The sequence below is a fragment of the Nocardia sp. NPDC003693 genome (assembly GCF_053981095.1).
Map to the genome: position 1 here is coordinate 99,484 of NZ_JBSFNO010000005.1, position 17,579 is coordinate 117,062.

General features: G+C 69.5%; 17 protein-coding genes. 8 read left to right on the top strand and 9 right to left on the bottom strand.

The genetic code is table 11. The features are described 5' to 3' along the window. The first annotated feature begins 195 nt into the window (after positions 1–195). Entirely contained in the window at positions 196–1,482 is a 1,287-nt protein-coding gene (locus ACWDOP_RS08640) for a hypothetical protein (RefSeq protein WP_456344568.1), read from the top strand. A 95-nt stretch (positions 1,483–1,577) separates the two neighbouring features. After that, complete coding sequence (nrdR, locus tag ACWDOP_RS08645; protein WP_354991087.1) at positions 1,578–2,054, top strand: transcriptional regulator NrdR; 477 nt, start codon at positions 1,578–1,580, stop codon at positions 2,052–2,054. A gap of 67 nt (positions 2,055–2,121) precedes the next feature. On the opposite strand, the gene hrpA is transcribed toward nrdR, so the two are convergent. Further along, positions 2,122–6,372 carry an ATP-dependent RNA helicase HrpA gene (hrpA, locus tag ACWDOP_RS08650; RefSeq protein ID WP_456344569.1) on the bottom strand — a complete coding sequence of 1,417 codons (4,251 nt, stop codon included), beginning with the start codon at positions 6,370–6,372 and terminating at the stop codon, positions 2,122–2,124. A 137-nt stretch (positions 6,373–6,509) separates the two neighbouring features. Here hrpA and ACWDOP_RS08655 point away from each other — a divergent pair, with 137 nt between their 5' ends. Beyond that, positions 6,510–7,145, top strand: a complete 636-nt coding sequence (locus ACWDOP_RS08655) for a Pr6Pr family membrane protein (protein ID WP_456344570.1) — start codon at positions 6,510–6,512, stop codon at positions 7,143–7,145. Here ACWDOP_RS08655 and ACWDOP_RS08660 read toward each other — a convergent pair. The 3 genes from ACWDOP_RS08660 to ACWDOP_RS08670 form a co-directional block, all read right to left on the bottom strand. Next, entirely contained in the window at positions 7,123–7,581 is a 459-nt protein-coding gene (locus tag ACWDOP_RS08660; RefSeq protein ID WP_456344571.1) for a GNAT family N-acetyltransferase, read from the bottom strand. The two genes, ACWDOP_RS08655 and ACWDOP_RS08660, sit on opposite strands and share 23 nt — an antisense overlap. 122 nt (positions 7,582–7,703) lie before the next feature. Continuing rightward, on the bottom strand, positions 7,704–7,880 hold the full coding sequence (locus tag ACWDOP_RS08665; RefSeq protein ID WP_454201858.1) for a DUF6374 family protein: 177 nt from the start codon (positions 7,878–7,880) through the stop codon (positions 7,704–7,706). A gap of 46 nt (positions 7,881–7,926) precedes the next feature. Then, complete coding sequence (locus ACWDOP_RS08670; RefSeq protein WP_456344572.1) at positions 7,927–8,235, bottom strand: antibiotic biosynthesis monooxygenase family protein; 309 nt, start codon at positions 8,233–8,235, stop codon at positions 7,927–7,929. 265 nt (positions 8,236–8,500) lie between these two features. Here ACWDOP_RS08670 and ACWDOP_RS08675 point away from each other — a divergent pair, with 265 nt between their 5' ends. After that, the gene (locus tag ACWDOP_RS08675) at positions 8,501–9,148 is read left to right on the top strand and encodes a DUF5134 domain-containing protein (protein ID WP_456344573.1); all 648 of its coding nucleotides are present in this window, start codon (positions 8,501–8,503) and stop codon (positions 9,146–9,148) included. Positions 9,149–9,273: 125 nt separating this feature from the next. Next, positions 9,274–10,497: an aminotransferase family protein gene (locus tag ACWDOP_RS08680; protein WP_454201861.1), complete on the top strand. Its 1,224-nt coding sequence runs from the start codon at positions 9,274–9,276 to the stop codon at positions 10,495–10,497. A 100-nt stretch (positions 10,498–10,597) separates the two neighbouring features. Here ACWDOP_RS08680 and ACWDOP_RS08685 read toward each other — a convergent pair whose 3' ends face one another. From ACWDOP_RS08685 to ACWDOP_RS08705, 5 genes are all read right to left on the bottom strand, one after another. Further along, entirely contained in the window at positions 10,598–12,154 is a 1,557-nt protein-coding gene (locus ACWDOP_RS08685; protein ID WP_456344574.1) for an MFS transporter, read from the bottom strand. Between the two features lie 122 nt (positions 12,155–12,276). Next, positions 12,277–12,969, bottom strand: coding sequence for a PhzF family phenazine biosynthesis protein (locus ACWDOP_RS08690; RefSeq protein ID WP_456344575.1), 693 nt, complete (start codon positions 12,967–12,969; stop codon positions 12,277–12,279). Positions 12,970–12,990: 21 nt separating this feature from the next. Continuing rightward, complete coding sequence (locus tag ACWDOP_RS08695; RefSeq protein ID WP_456344576.1) at positions 12,991–13,737, bottom strand: HNH endonuclease family protein; 747 nt, start codon at positions 13,735–13,737, stop codon at positions 12,991–12,993. Positions 13,738–13,919: 182 nt separating this feature from the next. Continuing rightward, complete coding sequence (locus ACWDOP_RS08700; RefSeq protein WP_456344577.1) at positions 13,920–14,459, bottom strand: carboxymuconolactone decarboxylase family protein; 540 nt, start codon at positions 14,457–14,459, stop codon at positions 13,920–13,922. A gap of 71 nt (positions 14,460–14,530) precedes the next feature. Continuing rightward, a complete protein-coding gene (locus ACWDOP_RS08705; protein ID WP_456344578.1) occupies positions 14,531–15,118 on the bottom strand; it encodes a peroxiredoxin in 588 nt (195 codons plus the stop codon). Positions 15,119–15,225: 107 nt separating this feature from the next. Here ACWDOP_RS08705 and ACWDOP_RS08710 point away from each other — a divergent pair, with 107 nt between their 5' ends. The 3 genes from ACWDOP_RS08710 to ACWDOP_RS08720 all read left to right on the top strand — a co-directional run bounded on the left by ACWDOP_RS08710 (position 15,226) and on the right by ACWDOP_RS08720 (position 17,487). After that, positions 15,226–16,134 (top strand): hydrogen peroxide-inducible genes activator, encoded by a 909-nt coding sequence (locus ACWDOP_RS08710; RefSeq protein WP_456344579.1) that lies wholly within the window; start codon positions 15,226–15,228, stop codon positions 16,132–16,134. Positions 16,135–16,246: 112 nt separating this feature from the next. Beyond that, positions 16,247–17,023, top strand: a complete 777-nt coding sequence (locus tag ACWDOP_RS08715; RefSeq protein ID WP_454201868.1) for an MBL fold metallo-hydrolase — start codon at positions 16,247–16,249, stop codon at positions 17,021–17,023. After that, positions 17,020–17,487 carry a gamma-glutamylcyclotransferase family protein gene (locus tag ACWDOP_RS08720; protein ID WP_456344580.1) on the top strand — a complete coding sequence of 156 codons (468 nt, stop codon included), beginning with the start codon at positions 17,020–17,022 and terminating at the stop codon, positions 17,485–17,487. The genes ACWDOP_RS08715 and ACWDOP_RS08720 overlap by 4 nt, the downstream gene beginning before the upstream one ends. The last annotated feature ends 92 nt before the right edge of the window (positions 17,488–17,579 follow it).

Consider the following 17,579-nt stretch of genomic DNA (forward strand, 5'->3'; position numbering starts at 1 on the left):
CCGGCCGAGGATCGCTCGCCGATTGCCCGCTCACGCCACGTTTTCCGGACATCCGCGTGGTGGCCGGAAATATAGATTGAAAAATGAAACGCGTTGCTAAGTTGCCCTCGGATGTGACCGCGGATACATTCGCGCCGGGACAGCCTGCCCGGTGTGCGGTCACACATCTCGCATCGACCGCAACAAGGGGGCGCAATGGCGCACGGCACCATAGGCACGGGGCACCACCCGTTTTCGTCGGGAACCGCACCGGGCGGCCGACGCGGCGTGCGCGGCGCGCTGCGCGTGACGGTGCTGTTGACCTGCCTGCTGGCCGGACTCGTCTCCGCACCCGCGGTGCAGGCCGAACCCGCCTACGCCGCCTATCTGGATCTGCCGTCGGTCAACGGTGACGGCGCCGGCGGCGGTGGCCTGCATCCCGCCCTGCCGCTGGATCCCGACGAGCTGCGCGTCGCCGTCGACGCGGCCCGCGCCGCGCAGATCGCCCCGCGCCGCTATGCCACGCTCCTGCACCAGTACTGGCTGACCACGGCCACCCGCAACGCCGACATCGATCTCGCCGCCTGGGACCCGGACCGCGGCGTGGCGGCCAACTCGCGGACCTTCATCCAGGTCTACGTGAACTACCTGCGCCTGAGCAACGCGCATCCGGACTTCTACTGGGTGGGCCTGGCCGGGCTGGCCGGCGGGTCCTTCGCCTCGGGCTTCTTCGACATGGGCGACGTCGCCGCCGTCGTGAGCGTGCCGGGCGTGCACCAGGTGGGCAACACCGTCGCGGATCTGCTGCGCGGCACCCCGGCCGAACTACTGGATCTGCTGCCGTCCGACCTCCGCCTGCTCGGCACCGAGGGCGAGCGCCTCACCGCCGCGGACCTGGCCTGGTACCAGACCCGGCTGATGATCATGCAGAAGCACATCTTCCTCGACCAGGTGCCGATGCACGAGGCGTACGCCGCCGAGGGGCAACCCGCCATCGAGGAGATGTACCGCGCCGGGGTCCTGGACGAGAACGCCGTCCTGGCGTGGCGCGGCATCGACTCCGGCACCCCGGCGGGGCTGGCCGACGCGGCCCTGCGCATGACCGACCGGGAGCAGAACCAGATCATCGCCGATCAATGGGACGCCACGGCCGCCGGTCGCGGGGCTATGGGCCGGGTGCTGACCTACGTCAGCACGGTTGCCGGCAAGGCGGCGGTGCCCGGCGTGCGCGCCCCCGGTGTGTTCGCGCCCACCACGATCACCGCGGGCACCATGTCGTTGCGCACGCCGCTGCCCAACTTCAACTGGGCCGACCGCGACACGCGGTGGCACTACATCACCAACGACCTGCTGCCCCGCTATCTCGAACTGTCGGTGAACCAGGTGGTTGCGAGACCCGTTCTCGCCGAACCCTTCTCGGACAAATTGGCGGCCGGTCGGCTGCTGCGCCGGCTCCCGGATCTTCTCGGTGACATGACCGCGGAATGGCGGCTGACCCTCTGATCGACGCTCGGCACCCGGGCGGACGCACGCCGGTGGCGCTCGTCCGGGTATCCTCGGGGTTGCTGAGGAGCCCAGGCCCCGACGAAGGATCACGGATGCATTGCCCGTACTGTCGCCACCCCGATTCCAGGGTTGTCGATTCACGTGAGGCCGAAGAAGGCAGCGCCATCAGGAGGCGACGTGCCTGCCCGGAGTGTGGGCGCCGGTTCAGCACCGTGGAGACCGCGATCCTGTCGGTCGTCAAGCGCAGCGGTGTGAGTGAGTCGTTCAGCCGCGAGAAGGTCATACGCGGTGTGCGCCGCGCCTGTCAGGGCCGCGAGGTCGATGACGATGCCCTCAACCTGCTCGCGCAGCAGGTGGAGGACGCGGTGCGCGCCAAGGGCTCCCCCGAGGTGCCCAGCCACGAGGTCGGTCTCGCCATTCTCGGTCCGCTGCGCGATCTCGACGAGGTCGCGTACCTGCGGTTCGCCTCGGTGTACCGATCCTTCAGTTCCGCCGAGGATTTCGAGCACGAGATCGCCGAACTCCGCAAGCACCGCGCCGAACACGCGGTGGGCGCGGCGGCGGACTGACCCGTCGGCGAGCCCGGCCCACCGGGCCCGCCATCGAACACCCGCGAGCCCCCGCCCGAGCCCGAGATCAGCGCTTGGCCGGGGGCTTTCGCGCGGCGTCGATCGCCTTCTCGATGCGCTTGACCGACACCGCGTACGGGGTGCCGAGCTGCTGGGCGAACAGGCTCACCCGCAATTCCTCGATCATCCACCAGATCTCGGTGACATCGCGTCCGCCGCGTCGCCCCTCGGGCAGCAGTTCCAGCAGCCGGTCGTAGGCGGCGTGCACGCGATCGAGCTCGGCCATGCCCTGGCGGTCGCGATTGGCCGCGGCGGGCAGCGCCTCGAGCCGCAGCCGCGCACCCTCGAGGTAGCGCGGCAACTCACGCAATCGCGCACTGCCCCACTCGGACACGAAGCCGGGGAACACCAGATCGTCGAGCTGGTGGCGGACGTCGTCGCCCGCGTCGCGATCGCGATTGTCCGCGAGCGCCGCGCGCACCCGGTGCGCCTCGGCCAGCACGGGCACCACCAGGCGCACGGTCTGCGCCACGGCCGTGGTGAAATTCGGCCGCACCTGCTCCACGAGCGCCTTGAATTGATCGGGGCTGCGCACGGGACCGCCGGCCCGGGCGATCAGCTCGTCCGCCGCGCAGGCCCGGCAGTCCTCGATCAGGCCGTCCAGCGATCCGTACGGATTCTGGCTCAGCGCAAGGCGATCGGTGGGCGGCAGCGCCGCGGTCACCGAGCGCGCCGAGGTCGGCAGCGCGTTGAGCAGCAGCGTCCGGGTGCCGGTGCGCATGGCCGCGGCCTGTTCACCGGGTGAGCTCAGCACGCGGACCGCGACGCCTTCGCCCTCGGGAACCAGTGCGGGATAACCGGTGATGGTCTGGCCGCCGACCTGACGGCGCACCGTCGGCTCCAGGGTGCCGAGCGATTCGGAGGTCCACACCGCCGCCGGCGCGCGTTCCGCGGCCGCGGTGGCGCGGGCCACCGACTTCGAGACCTGGTTCGCCAGACGGGATTTGAGCGCGGCCAGGTCCTTGTCGCGGTCGACCAGGGTGCCCGCGGCATCGGTCGCGGCGAACGTCATGCGCAGGTGATCGGGCAGTGCGCTCGGGTCGAGCTGGGCGGGCGCGACGGTCATCGCGCCGAGCCGCGACAGTTCCCGGGCCATGCCGGTGCGCAGCGGTTCGGCGCGCGGGGTGAGCTGTGCCAGTGCGGCTTTCGCGTAGTCGGGTGCGGGCACGACCGTGCGGCGCAGCTGCTTGGGCAGGGTCTTGATGAGCGCGGTGGCCAGTTCCTCGCGCATACCGGGCACCAGCCAGTCGAAGCCGACCGCGCGCACGTGTGCCAGCTGCGCGATGGGAATGTGCACGGTCACACCGTCATCGGCGTTGCCGGGCTCGAACTGATAGGTGAGCGGCAGGATCAGCTCGCCCTGTCGCCAGCTGTCGGGGAAGGCGGTCGGATCCAGCAGCGCCGCGTCCTCGTTCACCACGGTGGAGGCGGTGAAGTCCAGCAGCGCGGGATCGGCGCGCTTGGCCTGCTTCCACCAGGCGTCGAAGTGCCGGACCGACACCACGTCCGCGGGGACGCGCCCGTCGTAGAAGTCGAACAGCACCTGGTCGTCGACCAGGATGTCGCGGCGGCGGGCGCGATGTTCGAGATCGGCCACGTCCTCCAGCAATTCGCGATTGCGCTCGAAGAACTCGTGCCGGGTCTGCCATTCGCCCTGCACCAGTGCGTGCCGGATGAACAGTTCGCGGGCGAGTTCGGCATCGATGCGCCCGAAGTCCACCCGGCGCTGGGTCACCAGCGGAATGCCGTACAGCGTGACCCGCTCGTAGGCCAGCACCGCGCCGCGCTTGGACGACCAGTGTGGTTCGGAGTAGGTACGTTTCACCAGATCCCCGGCCAGGCGCTCGGCCCATTCGGGTTCGATGCGCGCGGCGGTGCGTCCCCACAGACGCGAGGTCTCCACGAGCTCGGCCGCCATCACCCAGCGCGGGGCCTTCTTGGCCAGCGACGAGCCCGGGAAGATCATGAACTTGGCATTGCGCGCGCCCAGGAACTCCCGGCTCTCGGCCTCGCGCACGCCGATGTGGGAGAGCATCCCGGACAGCAACGCCTGGTGAATCGAGGTCGTGTCCCACGGGCGCGCGGCATCGGCGGCCGCGGCCTGCGCGGCGTCGCGGCCGGACCGATCCGACTCGTTGCCCGCCGCGCCGGCGCCCGCCGAACCGCGTTGGCCCCGTGCGTTCTTGGCGCCGTCGCCGGAACCGCGTGGCGAGTTGTCACCGGCCGCCGCGGCCGTCCCGCGCCCGCGTCTGCCGCGCCCGCCGGAACGCGTACCGTCGGCCGCGCCTCGGCGACCCGCGTCCGATCGCGCCGCGCCACCGGCGTTCTCGCCGCCGCGCTCCTCGTGCGAATCCCCTCCGGCGCGGTCGGATTCGGTGGACCAACCCAGCCCGCGCGTGATGGTCCGCAACTGGCCGTGCAGATCCTGCCATTCGCGGATGCGCAGATAGTGCAGGAACTCGTCCCGGCACATGCGGCGGAACTGATTGGAGGACAGCGATTTACGCTGCTCGGACAGGTAGTCCCAGAGCATCAGGTAGGACAGGAAGTCCGAGCCCTCGACGTGGAAGCGGGCGTGCTTGGTGTCGGCGGCCTGCTGGAACTCGACCGGGCGCTCACGCACGTCCTGAATCGACAGCGCCGCCACGATTTTCAGCACCTCGGGCAGGCACCCGGTGTTGTGCGCCTCCACGAGCATGCGGGCCATGCGCGGGTCCACGGGGAGCTGCGCCATCTCCCGGCCGATGGCGGTCAGGCTCAGGCCGGTGTCGGGAACCTCGGGGGCGGTGGCCTTCTCGGACCGGCGGGCCAGCGCGCCGAGTTCCTCGAGCAGCGCGATGCCGTCGCGAATGGCCCGGCTGTCCGGCGCCTCCACGAACGGGAAGCTCTCGATGTCGCCGAGGCCCAGGGCCGTCATCTGCAGGATGACCGCCGCCAGATTCGTGCGCAGAATCTCGGGTTCGGTGAACTGCGGCCGGGATTCGAAGTCGTCCTCGGAATACAGGCGAATCGCGATGCCGTCCGCCACGCGACCGCAGCGGCCCGAACGCTGGCGCGCGGAGGCCTGCGAGATCGGCTCGATGGGCAGGCGCTGCACCTTGGTCCGCAGGGAGTAGCGGGAGATTCGCGCGGTGCCGGGATCGATGACGTATCGGATGCCGGGCACGGTCAGCGAGGTCTCGGCGACGTTGGTGGCCAGCACGACGCGGCGGCCGGTGTGCGCGCTGAAGACCCGGTGCTGTTCGGCGGCCGAGAGCCGCGCGTACAGCGGCAGGATCTCGGTGCGCGGCAGGCGCATGTCGCGCAGGGTGTCGGCGGTGTCGCGAATCTCGCGCTCACCGGACAGGAAGACCAGGATGTCGCCGTCGCCCTCGGCGAGCAGTTCGCGGACCGCGTCGCCGATGGCGTCGGTCGGGTCGCGGTCGACCACCTCGGTGTTGTCGTCGTCGGGATCGTCGGAGGTGAGCGGAACCTCCAGCGACAGCGGCTGATACCGGATCTCCACCGGATACGAGCGCCCCGAGACCTCGACGATCGGTGCGGGCGTGCCGTTCCGATCGCTGAAGTGCCGGGCGAACAGCTCCGGGTCGATGGTGGCCGAGGTGATGACGAGCTTGAGGTCGGGCCGCTGGGGCAGCAGCTGCTTGAGGTAGCCCATCAGGAAGTCGATGTTGAGGCTGCGCTCGTGCGCCTCGTCGATGATGATCGTGTCGTAGCGGCGCAGCAGCCGGTCGCGCTGGATCTCGGCGAGCAGGATGCCGTCGGTCATGAGCTTGACCAGCGTCCGGTCCGAGGCCTGATCGGTGAAGCGGACGGTGTAGCCGACGACGTCGCCCAGTTCGGTGTTCAGTTCCTCGGCGATCCGCTCGGCCACCGTGCGCGCGGCCAGTCGCCGCGGCTGGGTGTGCCCGATGGTGCCGCGCACCCCGCGCCCGAGTTCCAGGCAGATCTTGGGTAGCTGGGTGGTCTTGCCGGACCCGGTCTCACCGGCCACGATGACGACCTGGTTGGCGGCGATGGCGGCGGCGATGTCGTCGCGGCGCGCGGAGACGGGTAGCTGTTCGGGGTACCGGATCTCGGGTACGGCGGCGCGACGATTGTCGACGCGCGCGGCGGCGGCGGATATCTCGGTTTCGAGTTCGGTGAGGTCGCCGCCGCGGGCCTTGTCGAGGCGACGGCGCAAACGATGCTCGTCGCGGATCGAGAGGTCGGCCAGGCGGGATCGAAGCTCGCGAACGGTGGCGGCGGTCCTGGTCATTGCGTCGTCAAGCCTAGCGAAGTCCGTCCCGGGCCGGTCGGCGCGGTGGGGCGTTTCGGGCCGACCGGTGTTGCCCGATGTGTGCTGTATCGGCGTATCGTCCGCGTTTCGCCCCCGTGTCGTGGGACGATCGGGCGATGAGCAACGCGGCCGGCACACCGCTGTGGATCCGACTACTGCGCCTCGGTTTCGGTGCGTTCGGCGTCTTCGCGCTGGCGTACGGGCCGATCAAGGGCCTGGACGATCCGGCCTATTCGGTCGCGAACTACTTCAGCTACTTCACGATCCTTTCCAACGTGATCGGCGTGGTCGTGCTGCTGGTCGGCGCGCTGCGCGACCCGGGCGACCGGCGCTGGCAGGTCGTGCGCGGCGCGGCCACGCTGTACCTGGTCATCACCGGCATCGTGTACGCGCTGCTGCTGGCCGACATCGATGTCCAGTTGCAGGAGCAGTGGCTCAACACCTACCTGCACCGCGTCATGCCCCTGGTCCTGCTGGTCGATTGGCTGCTGGTGCCGGCGGCCATCACGCTGAGCGCGCGCCTGATCGGCAACTGGCTGGTGTTCCCGATCGTCTACGGGGTGTACACCCTGATCCGCGGTCCCATCGTGGACTGGTACCCCTACCCGTTCATCGATCCCCGGGAGCGCGGCTATCTCGCGATGTCCGGCGGTCTCGCGCTCATGGTGGTGTTCTTCGTGATCCTCGCGCTGGGGGTCGCGGCGGCGAACGGCTTCGTGGGCAAGTTCTTCAGAGAGGCGCGCGCGTCATGAAGACGCTGTGCGGATCGAGCTCGTAGTCCGCGAAGGGCCCGCACGGGACGAACCCGTGCCGTGTGTACAGCCGCACCGCGGGCGCGTAGAACTCGCTCGCCCCGGTTTCCAGGCTGAGCCGCCGATAGCCCCGCTCCCGGGCCTGGTCGAGGATGTGCAGCAGCAGTTGTGAGGCCACGCCTCGCCCCTGCCACGCGGTCCGCAGCCGCATGGATTTGATCTCCCCGTGTTCTGGGTCGAGCTCCTTGAGCGCGCCGCAGCCGGCGAGTTCGTCCCCCTCCCACACCGACCAGACGGTGATGTCCGGCTTACGCAGCGCGTCCACGTCCAGCGCGTGCATGCTGTCCTCGGGCGAGTGCGCCGCCATCTCGGCGACGTGCTCCGCGAGCAGCCCGATCACCTCGGGATCGGACAGGTCGTCCACCACAATGCGCATGCGCCCAGGCTATCGATACCGCCTGGTCTGTCGGTGTGCGCGTTCGCCCGGACCGCGCCGCGTGCTTGTGCCGACCGTGCGGATCGCGCGGCCCGGTGTTCCGGATGCGCTGAGCCGCAGCGCTAACCGCGGTTCTGGGTCTCGGCGAGGAAGATCTTCAGACCCTCGCCGATCTTGCCCGCGGCGTTCTCGAGCTGCTCGGGTGTGAGCCATTTGCCGAAGGCCGCCGCGTCCAGCAGCTGCCTGCGAACCTGCTCCAGGTTCATGGTCGCCCAGTCGCGGCGTGAGAGTTCCGGCATGGCCCGGAACGATACCTCGAGTAGAACGTTTGTTCGAGTAATTGTTCTACTCGAACGCGGCGACCACCTCGTACAGGCCCGGGTTGGCCGTCGCGACCTGGCGGGCGCGGTCGACGGACGACACCACCGCGGGGTTCATGCCCGCGGCCTCGCAGGCCTCGGCGCTGTCCCAGTGCGCGACGTTGACGAGCTGGAATCGAGTGTCCGGCAGGAGTGATCGGTGCAGGCGGACGTCGCGGAAACCGGGTGCGGTGCGCATCAGCGCGGCGCGTTCGCGCCACTGCTCGATGAACGCGTCCACCTGATCGGCGGGCAGTTCGATCGCGTTGATGAACGTGACACCCTGGTCGCTCATGGTGAGCCTTTCGTGTTGCGCTCCAAGTGAATTGGAAGCGAGCTCGCATCCTTCAGTCGGACTGAAGCTTAGCGCATCCCCGGAGTTCTGGACGGGAAAGTGATCATCGGCGCACGGCCTCCGGCGAGCGAGCACCTCGGTATCGGGCGGCGCCGGAAGCGTTTTCGCCGCGGCTCCCACGCGGTTGCCGCGAAACGGGGATCCGGAACCGTTCGCGATGCGAGCATGGAAGCGGCCTGTTCGCTGCGGTGGGAGGTGGTGGGCTGTGGCGGAATTCGTGCAGCAGTACGGTGCGCTGCGGTGGGCGGCGGTGCTCGCGTTCACCGTCGCCGCGCTGATCGTCCTGGCGCGGTTGTCGGCGGTGCGGCCGGTCGCCGCCGAACTCGCGGGCCGCACCGGGCCGGGGTCCGGCCGCGGCGGGGTGGCCGACCGCGAATCCGATGCCGCGCACCTGCTCATGTGCCTGGTGATGCTGGCCATGCTGGTCTTCCCGGCGGCGGATCCGCGCGCGCTGAACGGGGTGCTCACCGCGATGACGGTGGTCTACGCCTGCCTGCTGCTCGCGCGCGTCGCCCGGTGGCGGGCGGGGGAGCCGGCCGGGGGCGAGGTGGTGCCCGGCGCCGGCGTCACCGCCTTCGCCTATCACGTGGTGGCGGCCGCGGCCATGCTCTACGCCATGAGCGGGCACACCGGCGGCCATCACTCCGGGGGTGGCCCGGCTCCCGCGCCCATGCTCGCGCTGGCGGGGCTGTTCGTCGCGGACGCGGTGATCATGTCGGTGCCCGCCGCCAGAGGCCTACTGCGGCATATGTTTCCGCATCCGGTGGGCGCGGCCGGGCCGACCGTCGTGCTGCCGCACGTGGTGATGGATCTGGGTACCGCGTTCATGTTGGTGGCCGCCGCCTCCGCCTGACCCAAGACCGGCCGACCGGTATGTACGGGGGTAGTTCAGGCTGCTCAGGGTCGCAATGGTGTGATGGTGGGGTGGTTCGGCGCGTCCGGCGAGGGGCGGCCGGTGTCGGTGTACGGAGGTGCGGGATGGGTTCACTGTGGCATGGCTTCGCCGATATGGGCGCGGTCGAAAGTGGTGGGGCGTTCGTGGTGGCGCGCGGCGAGGGCGCCCAGATCTGGGACGAGGCCGGCAATCGGTACCTCGACGCCACGGCCGGGCTCTGGTTCACCAATGTCGGGCACGGCCGCCGTGAGATCGCCGACGCGGTCGCGGCGCAGCTGGGCGACATCGCGCACTACTCGAACTTCGGCGACCTGGCCTCCCCGGTGCTGCGTGACCTGGCCGAGCGCCTGGCCGCCATCGCCCCGGTCCCGGGCAGCAAGATCTTCTTCACCTCCGGCGGCTCGGACGGCATCGACACCGCCGCCAAACTGGCGCGGCGCTACTGGAACGTCATGGGACAGCCGGGTAAGACGCTGATCGTCGGCCGCGAGAAGGCGTACCACGGCATGCACGTGGCGGGCACCTCGCTGGCGGGCATCCCGGTCAACCACGAGGGCTACGGCGAGTTCATGCCCGACGCCCGCACCATCTCCTGGGACGATCCCAAGGCGCTGCTCGCGCTCATCGACGAGGTCGGCGCGGACCGCATCGCGGCCTTCTTCGCCGAGCCGATCATCGGCGCGGGCGGGGTGTACCTGCCGCCGGACCACTACCTCACCGAGGTGCGCCGCATCTGCCGGGAGAACGACATCCTCTTCGTCGCCGACGAGGTCGTCACCGGCTTCGGCCGCATCGGCGGGTCCTGGTTCGCCTCGTCGCGATTCGACCTGCAGCCCGACCTCATGACCACCGCCAAGGGCCTGACCTCCGGCTACATCCCGATGGGCGCGGTCTTCATCGCCCCGCGCGTGGCCGAGCCGTTCTTCGCCGGCGGCACCTGGTTCCGGCACGGCTACACCTACGGCGGGCACGCCGCCGCGGCCGCCGCGGCCATGGCCAACCTCGACATCATGGAGCGCGAGAACCTCCTCGACGCCAGCAAGAACCTGGAATCGCTGCTGCACGAGCACTTCTCGCCGCTGGCCGCGCACCCCCGCGTCGCCGAGGTCCGCAGCGGGCTCGGCGCGGTCGCCGCGGTGCAGCTGGCCGATCCGGCCGAGGCGATGCCGTTCGTGAAAACCCTGCGCGCACACGGTATCTCGGGCCGCGCGGCCGGTCAGGGCGCGCTGCAGATCTCGCCGTCGTTCGTCATCACCGAGGAACAGGTCGCGGAGCTGGCCGCGGGCTTCGCCGCCGCGCTGGGCTGAGACGAGCCGGGAGTTTCGACAGGACAGGCCCCGTGCACCCGAGTGCACGGGGCCTGTTCGACTGCGCGCGAGCCGGTTTCGCGTCGGAACCGGGGAGCTGTCACTCCCCGTGCGCCGAGGACAGCTCCCCGGCCGGCACCTGCCGTAGCCGCACCAGCGCCATCGCGGCCAGCGCGAGCGAGAGCACCGCGGTGACCCCGGTGATCAGGTGCACCCCGTCCATGAAGGCGTCCCGCGCCGCGGCCAGGACCGCCTCGCCCAGCGGTCCGGGCAGCGTCGCCGCCACCTCCACCGCCGAACCCAGGGTGTCGCGCACCAGATCGGCGTCGGGCACCCCCGGCGGCAGGGTGTCGGCCAGATCGCGGCGATAGATCGCGATGCTGAGGCTGCCCAGGATCGAGATGCCCAGCGCCCCGCCGAGTTCCGCGCCGGTCTCCGACACCCCGGACGCCGCGCCCGCCTTCTCCGGCGGCGCGGATCCGACGATCAGCTCGGTGGTGATGCCGAAGACCGGGGCCAGGCCGAGCGCGATGAGCACCGAGGCCAGCACGGCCGGAACCGGGCTGCCGGACACGCTCAGCAGCGTCATCAGCGCGAGGCCGACCGCCGCCAGGCCCATGCCGCCGCCGATCAGGTAGGCCGGGCGCACCACCCGCACCAGGCGCGGCGCGGCCTGGGAGCCGACGAGGAACCCGACGCTCGAGGGCGCCATCGCCAGGCCCGCGTGCAGCGGCGACAAACCCAGCACCAGCTGGAAATACTGCGCCACGAACAGGAAGTACCCGAAGGCGACGAAGACCCCGATCACGTTGATGGCCAGCGCCGTACGGAACAGCGCGCCGCCGAACAACCGGAGATCGAGCATGGGGTCCGGCCGCGACAATTGCCGCCGCACGAACAGCACCCCCGCCGGTACGCCGATCGCCACGGCCAGCAGCGGCAGTGCGCCCGGGCCGTCCTGCGCGAACTTCTTCATGGCGAAGACCAGCGCGATCATCGTCAGCACACTCAGGGCCGCGCTCACCGGGTCGAGCCTGCCGGGCTCCGGGTCGCGGAACTCGGGCAGCACCCGGGGTCCGAGGACCAGCACCAGCGCCATGACCGGTACCGCGAGCAGGAAGACCGATCCCCACCAATAGTGTTCGAGCAGCAGTCCGCCGAGCATCGGACCCGCGATGCCGCCCGCGGAGAAGGCGCTGACCCAGGTGCCGACCGCGAGGGAGCGCTGGCGCGGATCGGGAAACATGCTGAATATCAACGAGAGTGTGGACGGCGCGAGGGTGGCGCCGGCGATGCCGAGCAGCGCGCGGCACAGGATCAGGGTCTCCGCGGTCGGCGCGAAGGCCGCCAGGACCGAGACCGCGCCGAAGGTCGCGGCGCCGATGAGCAGTAGTCGCCGCCGGCCGATCCGGTCGCCGAGCGTGCCCATGGTGATGAGCAGACCGGCCACCATGAACCCATAGACGTCGATGATCCACAGCAGCTGCTGACCGGTGGGCCGGAGTTCGGCGCTGAGTTGCGGCACCGCCAGGTGCAGCACGGTCATGTCCATGGCGTACACCAGGCACGCCAGGGTGAGGACGCTCAGGCCGATCCATTCGCGGGTTCCCGCGCGACGGGGGACCGGCGTGCCCGTGGGGGCGGCGAGGGTGGACACGGCGAAGTCCTTCCGATGCGGAGTGCGGGGGATCGCGAGAGTGTGCGATCCACCATCTCATCGGGCACCGACGTATTCGGCAACCGATTTTCCGCGGGAAGGGTGTACTGGGCGCGACCGGATCAGATGAGTACCGGGTGGTCCGCGACGACGCGCCCGCCGAGCCGCGCCCAGCCGTCGGAGTCCCACTCGGTGAACAGGTGCGAGCCCTGCCCCTGGGTGATACGCAGTCCGCGTTGCAGTTTCGCGGTCAGCGCGATGGCCGCCGCGCCCGTGGCCTCGTCCTCGGGGACGCCGAGGGCGGGGGCGAACATGCGCGCCCGCACCCGGCTGTGCGTCTCGTCGGCCCACATCCACGCGTAGTGCGCGCCCTCGGTGAAGTCCGCCGGGTCCAGGGTTTCGAGCAGGGCCGCGTCGTCGAACTCGTGGAAGGTGAACTTGGGCGTCCACTCCGAGCGGGCCCGGATCCAGGTGAGCCCGTCGTTGGCCACCACGTCCACCGGCCCGGCGGGGACGTCGATCACATCCACCGGATGGCCGAGCATGGCCAGCCACCACGCGGTGCCGACGGTCGGATGCCCGGCGAAGGGCAGTTCGACGGCGGGGGTGTAGATGCGCAATCTGGCCCGGTGGTCGACCGGTTCCTCGACCACCACGGTCTCGCTGTAGCCCGCCCGCGCCGCCAGCGCCTGATGATCGGCCCCGGTCACGTCGCCGGCGCGCGCGATGCCGAGCGGATTGCCGAACCGGCCCGCCGCATCGGTGAACACGCGCACGACCTCGATCTGGGTGCCATCGCTCTCTGGAGTGCCCATGGCAGCTCAGCTTACCGATGGTTACCGATTAGTGGGAGGTGAGCATGTGCCCAGCATCTCGAACAGGGCGCTCTTCTCGGTGGGCTGCACGCTCAGATTCCAGCGCGATTTCACCGCCACCCAGCGGCGCGCGTATTCGCACCAGTAATCGTGCCGCGGTTTCCATTGATCCGGGGTCTTCGAGCCTTTGTCCTGATTCGCTTGTTTCTGGACGGCCAGCAGATTGCCGACGTCGTTGGCGAAATTCTGCCGCTGTCGCTGATCCCAGTGCGAGGCGCCCGAACGCCAGGCGTCACCGAGTGCGACGACGTGATCGATTTCGATGCTCGACGCCTTGAAACGGTCGTACGGCAGGCGTTCGCCGGTGTACGGATCGAGCAGGGTGCCGGTCAATACCATGCACGAATTGCTTTCCGCCAGGCGCACATCGGTGAGATCGCGTTTGAACACCACGTCCCGGGCGGTGCAGCCGTTCGCCAGTGGCGCCTCGCCGCCGTGACCCGACCAGCCGGGGCCGAACGCATTGCGTTCGTAGGATTCCCAATTGCGATTCCAGGCGACGCTGAGCCCGTCCAGATCGGCGCGCGCCCGCTGTGCGTCGGGCAGCGGGGTGCCGGTGGGATCGGCCGCTGCGGGGGTCTCCCGCTCGGGTTCCTGTCTGTTGAGCCACAGCGCGGTTCCGGCGACGGCGACCGTGGCGACAATGACCGACGTGGCGAAGAATGTGCGCCAGCGGCGCCGGGCGCTGGTCCGGGAGCGCGTGGGCATGCGGGGGAGTCTAAGGGGATATTTCGGGTTAAACGGTCAACGTTGCCGATCGGTGATCGCAATTCGGCTAACTCATGGCAAACAACTTGTGACAAACAAATGGGGCCGCACACCGGACGGTGTGCGGCCCCATTCGGGAACGCTGGATCGAACGATTCGAGCCGGACTCGCGGGATCGCGAATCAGACCGCGGCCGAGGCCAGGGCCTCGGTGGTGGCGACGGCCTGGCCGACACCGGCCACGATCGCGGCGGCGCGCAGCGATTCGAAGATCACCTCACGGGACACGCCCTCCTCACGCAGGGTGTGCTCGTGCGCCTCGAGGCAGTGTGCGCAGCCGTTGATCGAGGACACCGCGAACGACCACAGTTCGAAATCGGCCTTGTCGACCCCCGGCGAGCCGATGATCTGCATGCGCAGGCCCGCTCGCAGATCGTCGTACTTGCCGTCCAGGAACGCCTTACCCCGGTAGAACACATTGTTCATGCCCATGATCGAGGCGGCGCCCAATGCGGCGTTGTACGCCTCGGCCGACAGCGTGTCGGCGGCTTCCTCGGCGATCTCCCGCAGCGTGGTGGCCGAACGGGTGGCAGCCGCCGACGCGAGCAGGGTGCCCCACAGCTGCTGCTCGTTCAGCACGGTCGTGCGGGCGATCGAGGAGAGGTTGAGCTTGAGGTCCTTGGCGTACTCGGGGAGGGAGTTCTTCAGGTTCTCGATGGTCACAGCGCGAAATCCTTTGGGTCGTAGACTACTTGGCGATCAGTGCCGCGGTGTCGATCGAACGTGCGGGGTGATCAGACCGAAGCGGTCATGAGCTCGCCGGCCTTGATGGTCGGGTCGCCCTTCTTCCAGTTGCAGGCGCAGAGCTCGTCGGACTGCAGGGCGTCGAGCACGCGCAGCACCTCGTCGACGTTGCGGCCGACCGAACCCGCGGTCACGGACACGAACTGGATCTCGTTGTTCGGATCGATGATGAAGGTGGCGCGATCGGCGACGCCGTCGGCGTTGAGAACGCCGGTGGCGGCGGCCAGTTCACGCTTGAGGTCGCTCAGTATGGGGAAGGGGAGAGTCTTGAGGTCCTCGTGCTGCGCACGCCACTGGAAGTGGACGAACTCGTTGTCGACCGAAGCGCCCAGCACCTGCGCGTCGCGATCGGCGAACTCCTCGTTCAGCTTGCCGAAGGCGGCGATCTCGGTCGGGCACACGAAGGTGAAGTCCTTCGGCCAGAAGAAGACGATGCGCCACTTGCCGGCGTAGTCGTCGCTCGAGATCTGGGTGAAGTAGTCGTCGGGCTGCTGAGCGTTCACCTTCGTCAGGTCACCGCCGATGACAGCCTTGAGGTTGTAGGCGGGGAACTGGTCGCCGATGGTCAGCAGGGCCATGCTTGCTCCTCTATGTAGTCGATGCGATCGTGTCGTGACTGTTGCGAACGATCTTGCCTCGACCTCGGTAAAAGGTAAAGGTGATCGGTCGCACTATACTGATAGGCGTGACTGATCAAACTTATCAGCCGACCCTGTCGCAGCTGCGTGCGTTCGTAGCGATCGCCGAGTATCGCCACTTCGGTACCGCCGCGGCCCGGCTGGGGGTGAGCCAGCCCACGTTATCCCAGGCCCTGGCATCGCTCGAAAACGGACTGGGATTGCAACTGATCGAACGCAGTACGCGTCGCGTACTGGTCACCCCGGCGGGCAAACGGCTGCTGTCACAGGCCATGGCGACGCTCGAGGCGGCGGATCGTTTCGTGGCCTCGGCCGCGGGGTCCGGGCTCGGCGGCACACTGCGTTTGGGCATCATTCCCACGGTTGCCCCGTATGTGCTGCCGACGCTGCTGCCCGAGCTGCGCAGGCAGCTGCCCACCCTCGTGCCCCATGTCATCGAGGACCAGACCGGGCGGCTGCTGGACGGGCTGCGCTCGGGTGTGCTGGATGTCGCGCTGCTCGCGCTGCCGACCGACGCGTCCGGTCTGGTCGAGATTCCGCTCTACGCGGAGGAATTCGTCCTCGTGGTGCCGCGCGGGCACGAATTCGCCGGGCGCGAGGATCTGCGGCCCGCCGACCTGGACGCGCTGCCGCTGCTGCTGCTCGACGAGGGGCACTGCCTGCGCGACCAGACCCTGGACCTGTGCCGGTCCGCCGACGCGCATCCGGGCGCGGTGGGCGACACCCGGGCGGCCTCGCTGGCGACCGTGGTGCAGTGCGTCGCGGGCGATCTCGGGGTCTCGCTCATCCCGGAGATGGCGGTCCGGGCCGAAACCTCGCGTGGTACTTTGGATATCGCGCATTTCGCCGCGCCCGCGCCCGGGCGCACACTGGGGCTGGCGTATCGCTCGTCCACCGCGCGGGGCGAGGATTACGAACGACTCGCGGAGATCATTCGCAGCCATCGGCCGCACTGAGCGCCGCGCGTGTGATCGTGCGCACCCCGCGCGGGGCGCTCCGGGGTGCGCGTATACGGGCCGTGCGGGGTTCCAATTGACCGGTTCGGTGCCTTCTGGTTCGCTCGAGCCCATGCGGATCCACCATCTGAACTGCGGCACCATGGGGTTCGGGCTCGTCGATCACTGTTTGCTGATCGAGACCCGGAACGAACTCGTCCTGGTCGACACCGGTTACGGTCTCGATTGCGTGCGGGATCCGGGGCGCATGGTGGGCCTGTCGCGATTCGCGTTGGGCGCCAAACTCGCCGAGGCCGAGACCGCGGTGCGGCAGATTCAGCGACTCGGGTACGACCCGCGCGACGTGCGGCACATTCTGCTCACGCACCTGGATCTCGATCACTCCGGCGGGCTCGCCGACTTCCCCGAGGCCACGGTGCACGTGCACGGCCCCGAGTTTCGCGCCGCCATGGCGCTGCCCACCATTTCCGAGCGCCTGCGCTATCGCGCACCGCAGTGGGCGCACGGACCCAAGTGGATGGTGAACGAGGTCGAGGGCGGCGAGGACTGGTTCGGTTTCGGCACCGTGCGCGACCTGCCAGGTCTGCCGCCGGAGATTCTGGCCGTGCCGCTGATCGGGCACACCCGCGGGCACGTCGGCTACGCCATCGACTCCGGCCGGGGCTGGCTGCTGCACGCCGGTGATTCGTTCATGGTGGAGAGTTCGATCGATCCGGAGCAGCCGCACACGCCGTGGCAGGTCAAGCTGTACGAGACCGGGTCGCTGGTGCGCGGGGCCTACCGGGAGAACCAGCAGCGCCTGCGTGAGCTGCGGCGTGCACAGGGCCACCAGTTGACCGTGATCAACTCGCACGATCCGGCGATCTTCGCGCGGCTGGCCGGGCGATGAGTTCGGCCGGGCGCTGGGCGCGCCGCCGGCAGCCCGCCGCAGGCGAACCGCTGTTCGTCTACGGGACGCTGCAGTTTCCCGCGGTGCTGCACGAGTTGCTCGGCCGCACAACGGATTTGGAGGCGGCGACCGCGTCCGGCCGCCGGGTGGCGGCGCTGCCGGAGCGGGTGTACCCGGGCCTGGTGCCCGCCCCCGCCGCCGTCGCCCTCGGCTTCCTGCTGCACGGCCTGACCCCACCCGAGTGGCGGGTACTGGACGCCTTCGAGGACGACGAGTACGACCTGTGCCCGATCCCGGTGCACGCGGGCGACCGCGAGACCTACGCCTGGACCTACGTGTGGACCGCCGCCGTCGCTGAAAAAGACTGGTCCGCAACCGAGTTCAGGGTCGCCCGCCTGCCGTCGTACGTAGAGATGTGCGCCTCCTGGCGCCGCGACCTGGTCCTGCTGACCGAAACCGCCTGACCGCTGACGGATCTCGGTAACGAAACCGATGGTTCGCCGTGATCGACGCTCCGGGTTCCTACCTGCGGCTGCGGGCCCGCTGCCGCAGGCGC

Coding starts and splice junctions, on each gene's coding strand:
- nrdR (WP_354991087.1), top strand. CDS start 1,578: ATGCATTGCCCGTACTGTCGCCACCCCGATTCCAGGGTTGTCGATTCA.
- ACWDOP_RS08640 (WP_456344568.1), top strand. CDS start 196: ATGGCGCACGGCACCATAGGCACGGGGCACCACCCGTTTTCGTCGGGA.
- hrpA (WP_456344569.1), bottom strand. CDS start 6,372: ATGACCAGGACCGCCGCCACCGTTCGCGAGCTTCGATCCCGCCTGGCC.
- ACWDOP_RS08695 (WP_456344576.1), bottom strand. CDS start 13,737: ATGCCCACGCGCTCCCGGACCAGCGCCCGGCGCCGCTGGCGCACATTC.
- ACWDOP_RS08720 (WP_456344580.1), top strand. CDS start 17,020: ATGAGTTCGGCCGGGCGCTGGGCGCGCCGCCGGCAGCCCGCCGCAGGC.
- ACWDOP_RS08715 (WP_454201868.1), top strand. CDS start 16,247: ATGCGGATCCACCATCTGAACTGCGGCACCATGGGGTTCGGGCTCGTC.
- ACWDOP_RS08655 (WP_456344570.1), top strand. CDS start 6,510: ATGAGCAACGCGGCCGGCACACCGCTGTGGATCCGACTACTGCGCCTC.
- ACWDOP_RS08660 (WP_456344571.1), bottom strand. CDS start 7,581: ATGCGCATTGTGGTGGACGACCTGTCCGATCCCGAGGTGATCGGGCTG.
- ACWDOP_RS08680 (WP_454201861.1), top strand. CDS start 9,274: ATGGGTTCACTGTGGCATGGCTTCGCCGATATGGGCGCGGTCGAAAGT.
- ACWDOP_RS08665 (WP_454201858.1), bottom strand. CDS start 7,880: ATGCCGGAACTCTCACGCCGCGACTGGGCGACCATGAACCTGGAGCAG.
- ACWDOP_RS08670 (WP_456344572.1), bottom strand. CDS start 8,235: ATGAGCGACCAGGGTGTCACGTTCATCAACGCGATCGAACTGCCCGCC.
- ACWDOP_RS08690 (WP_456344575.1), bottom strand. CDS start 12,969: ATGGGCACTCCAGAGAGCGATGGCACCCAGATCGAGGTCGTGCGCGTG.
- ACWDOP_RS08705 (WP_456344578.1), bottom strand. CDS start 15,118: ATGGCCCTGCTGACCATCGGCGACCAGTTCCCCGCCTACAACCTCAAG.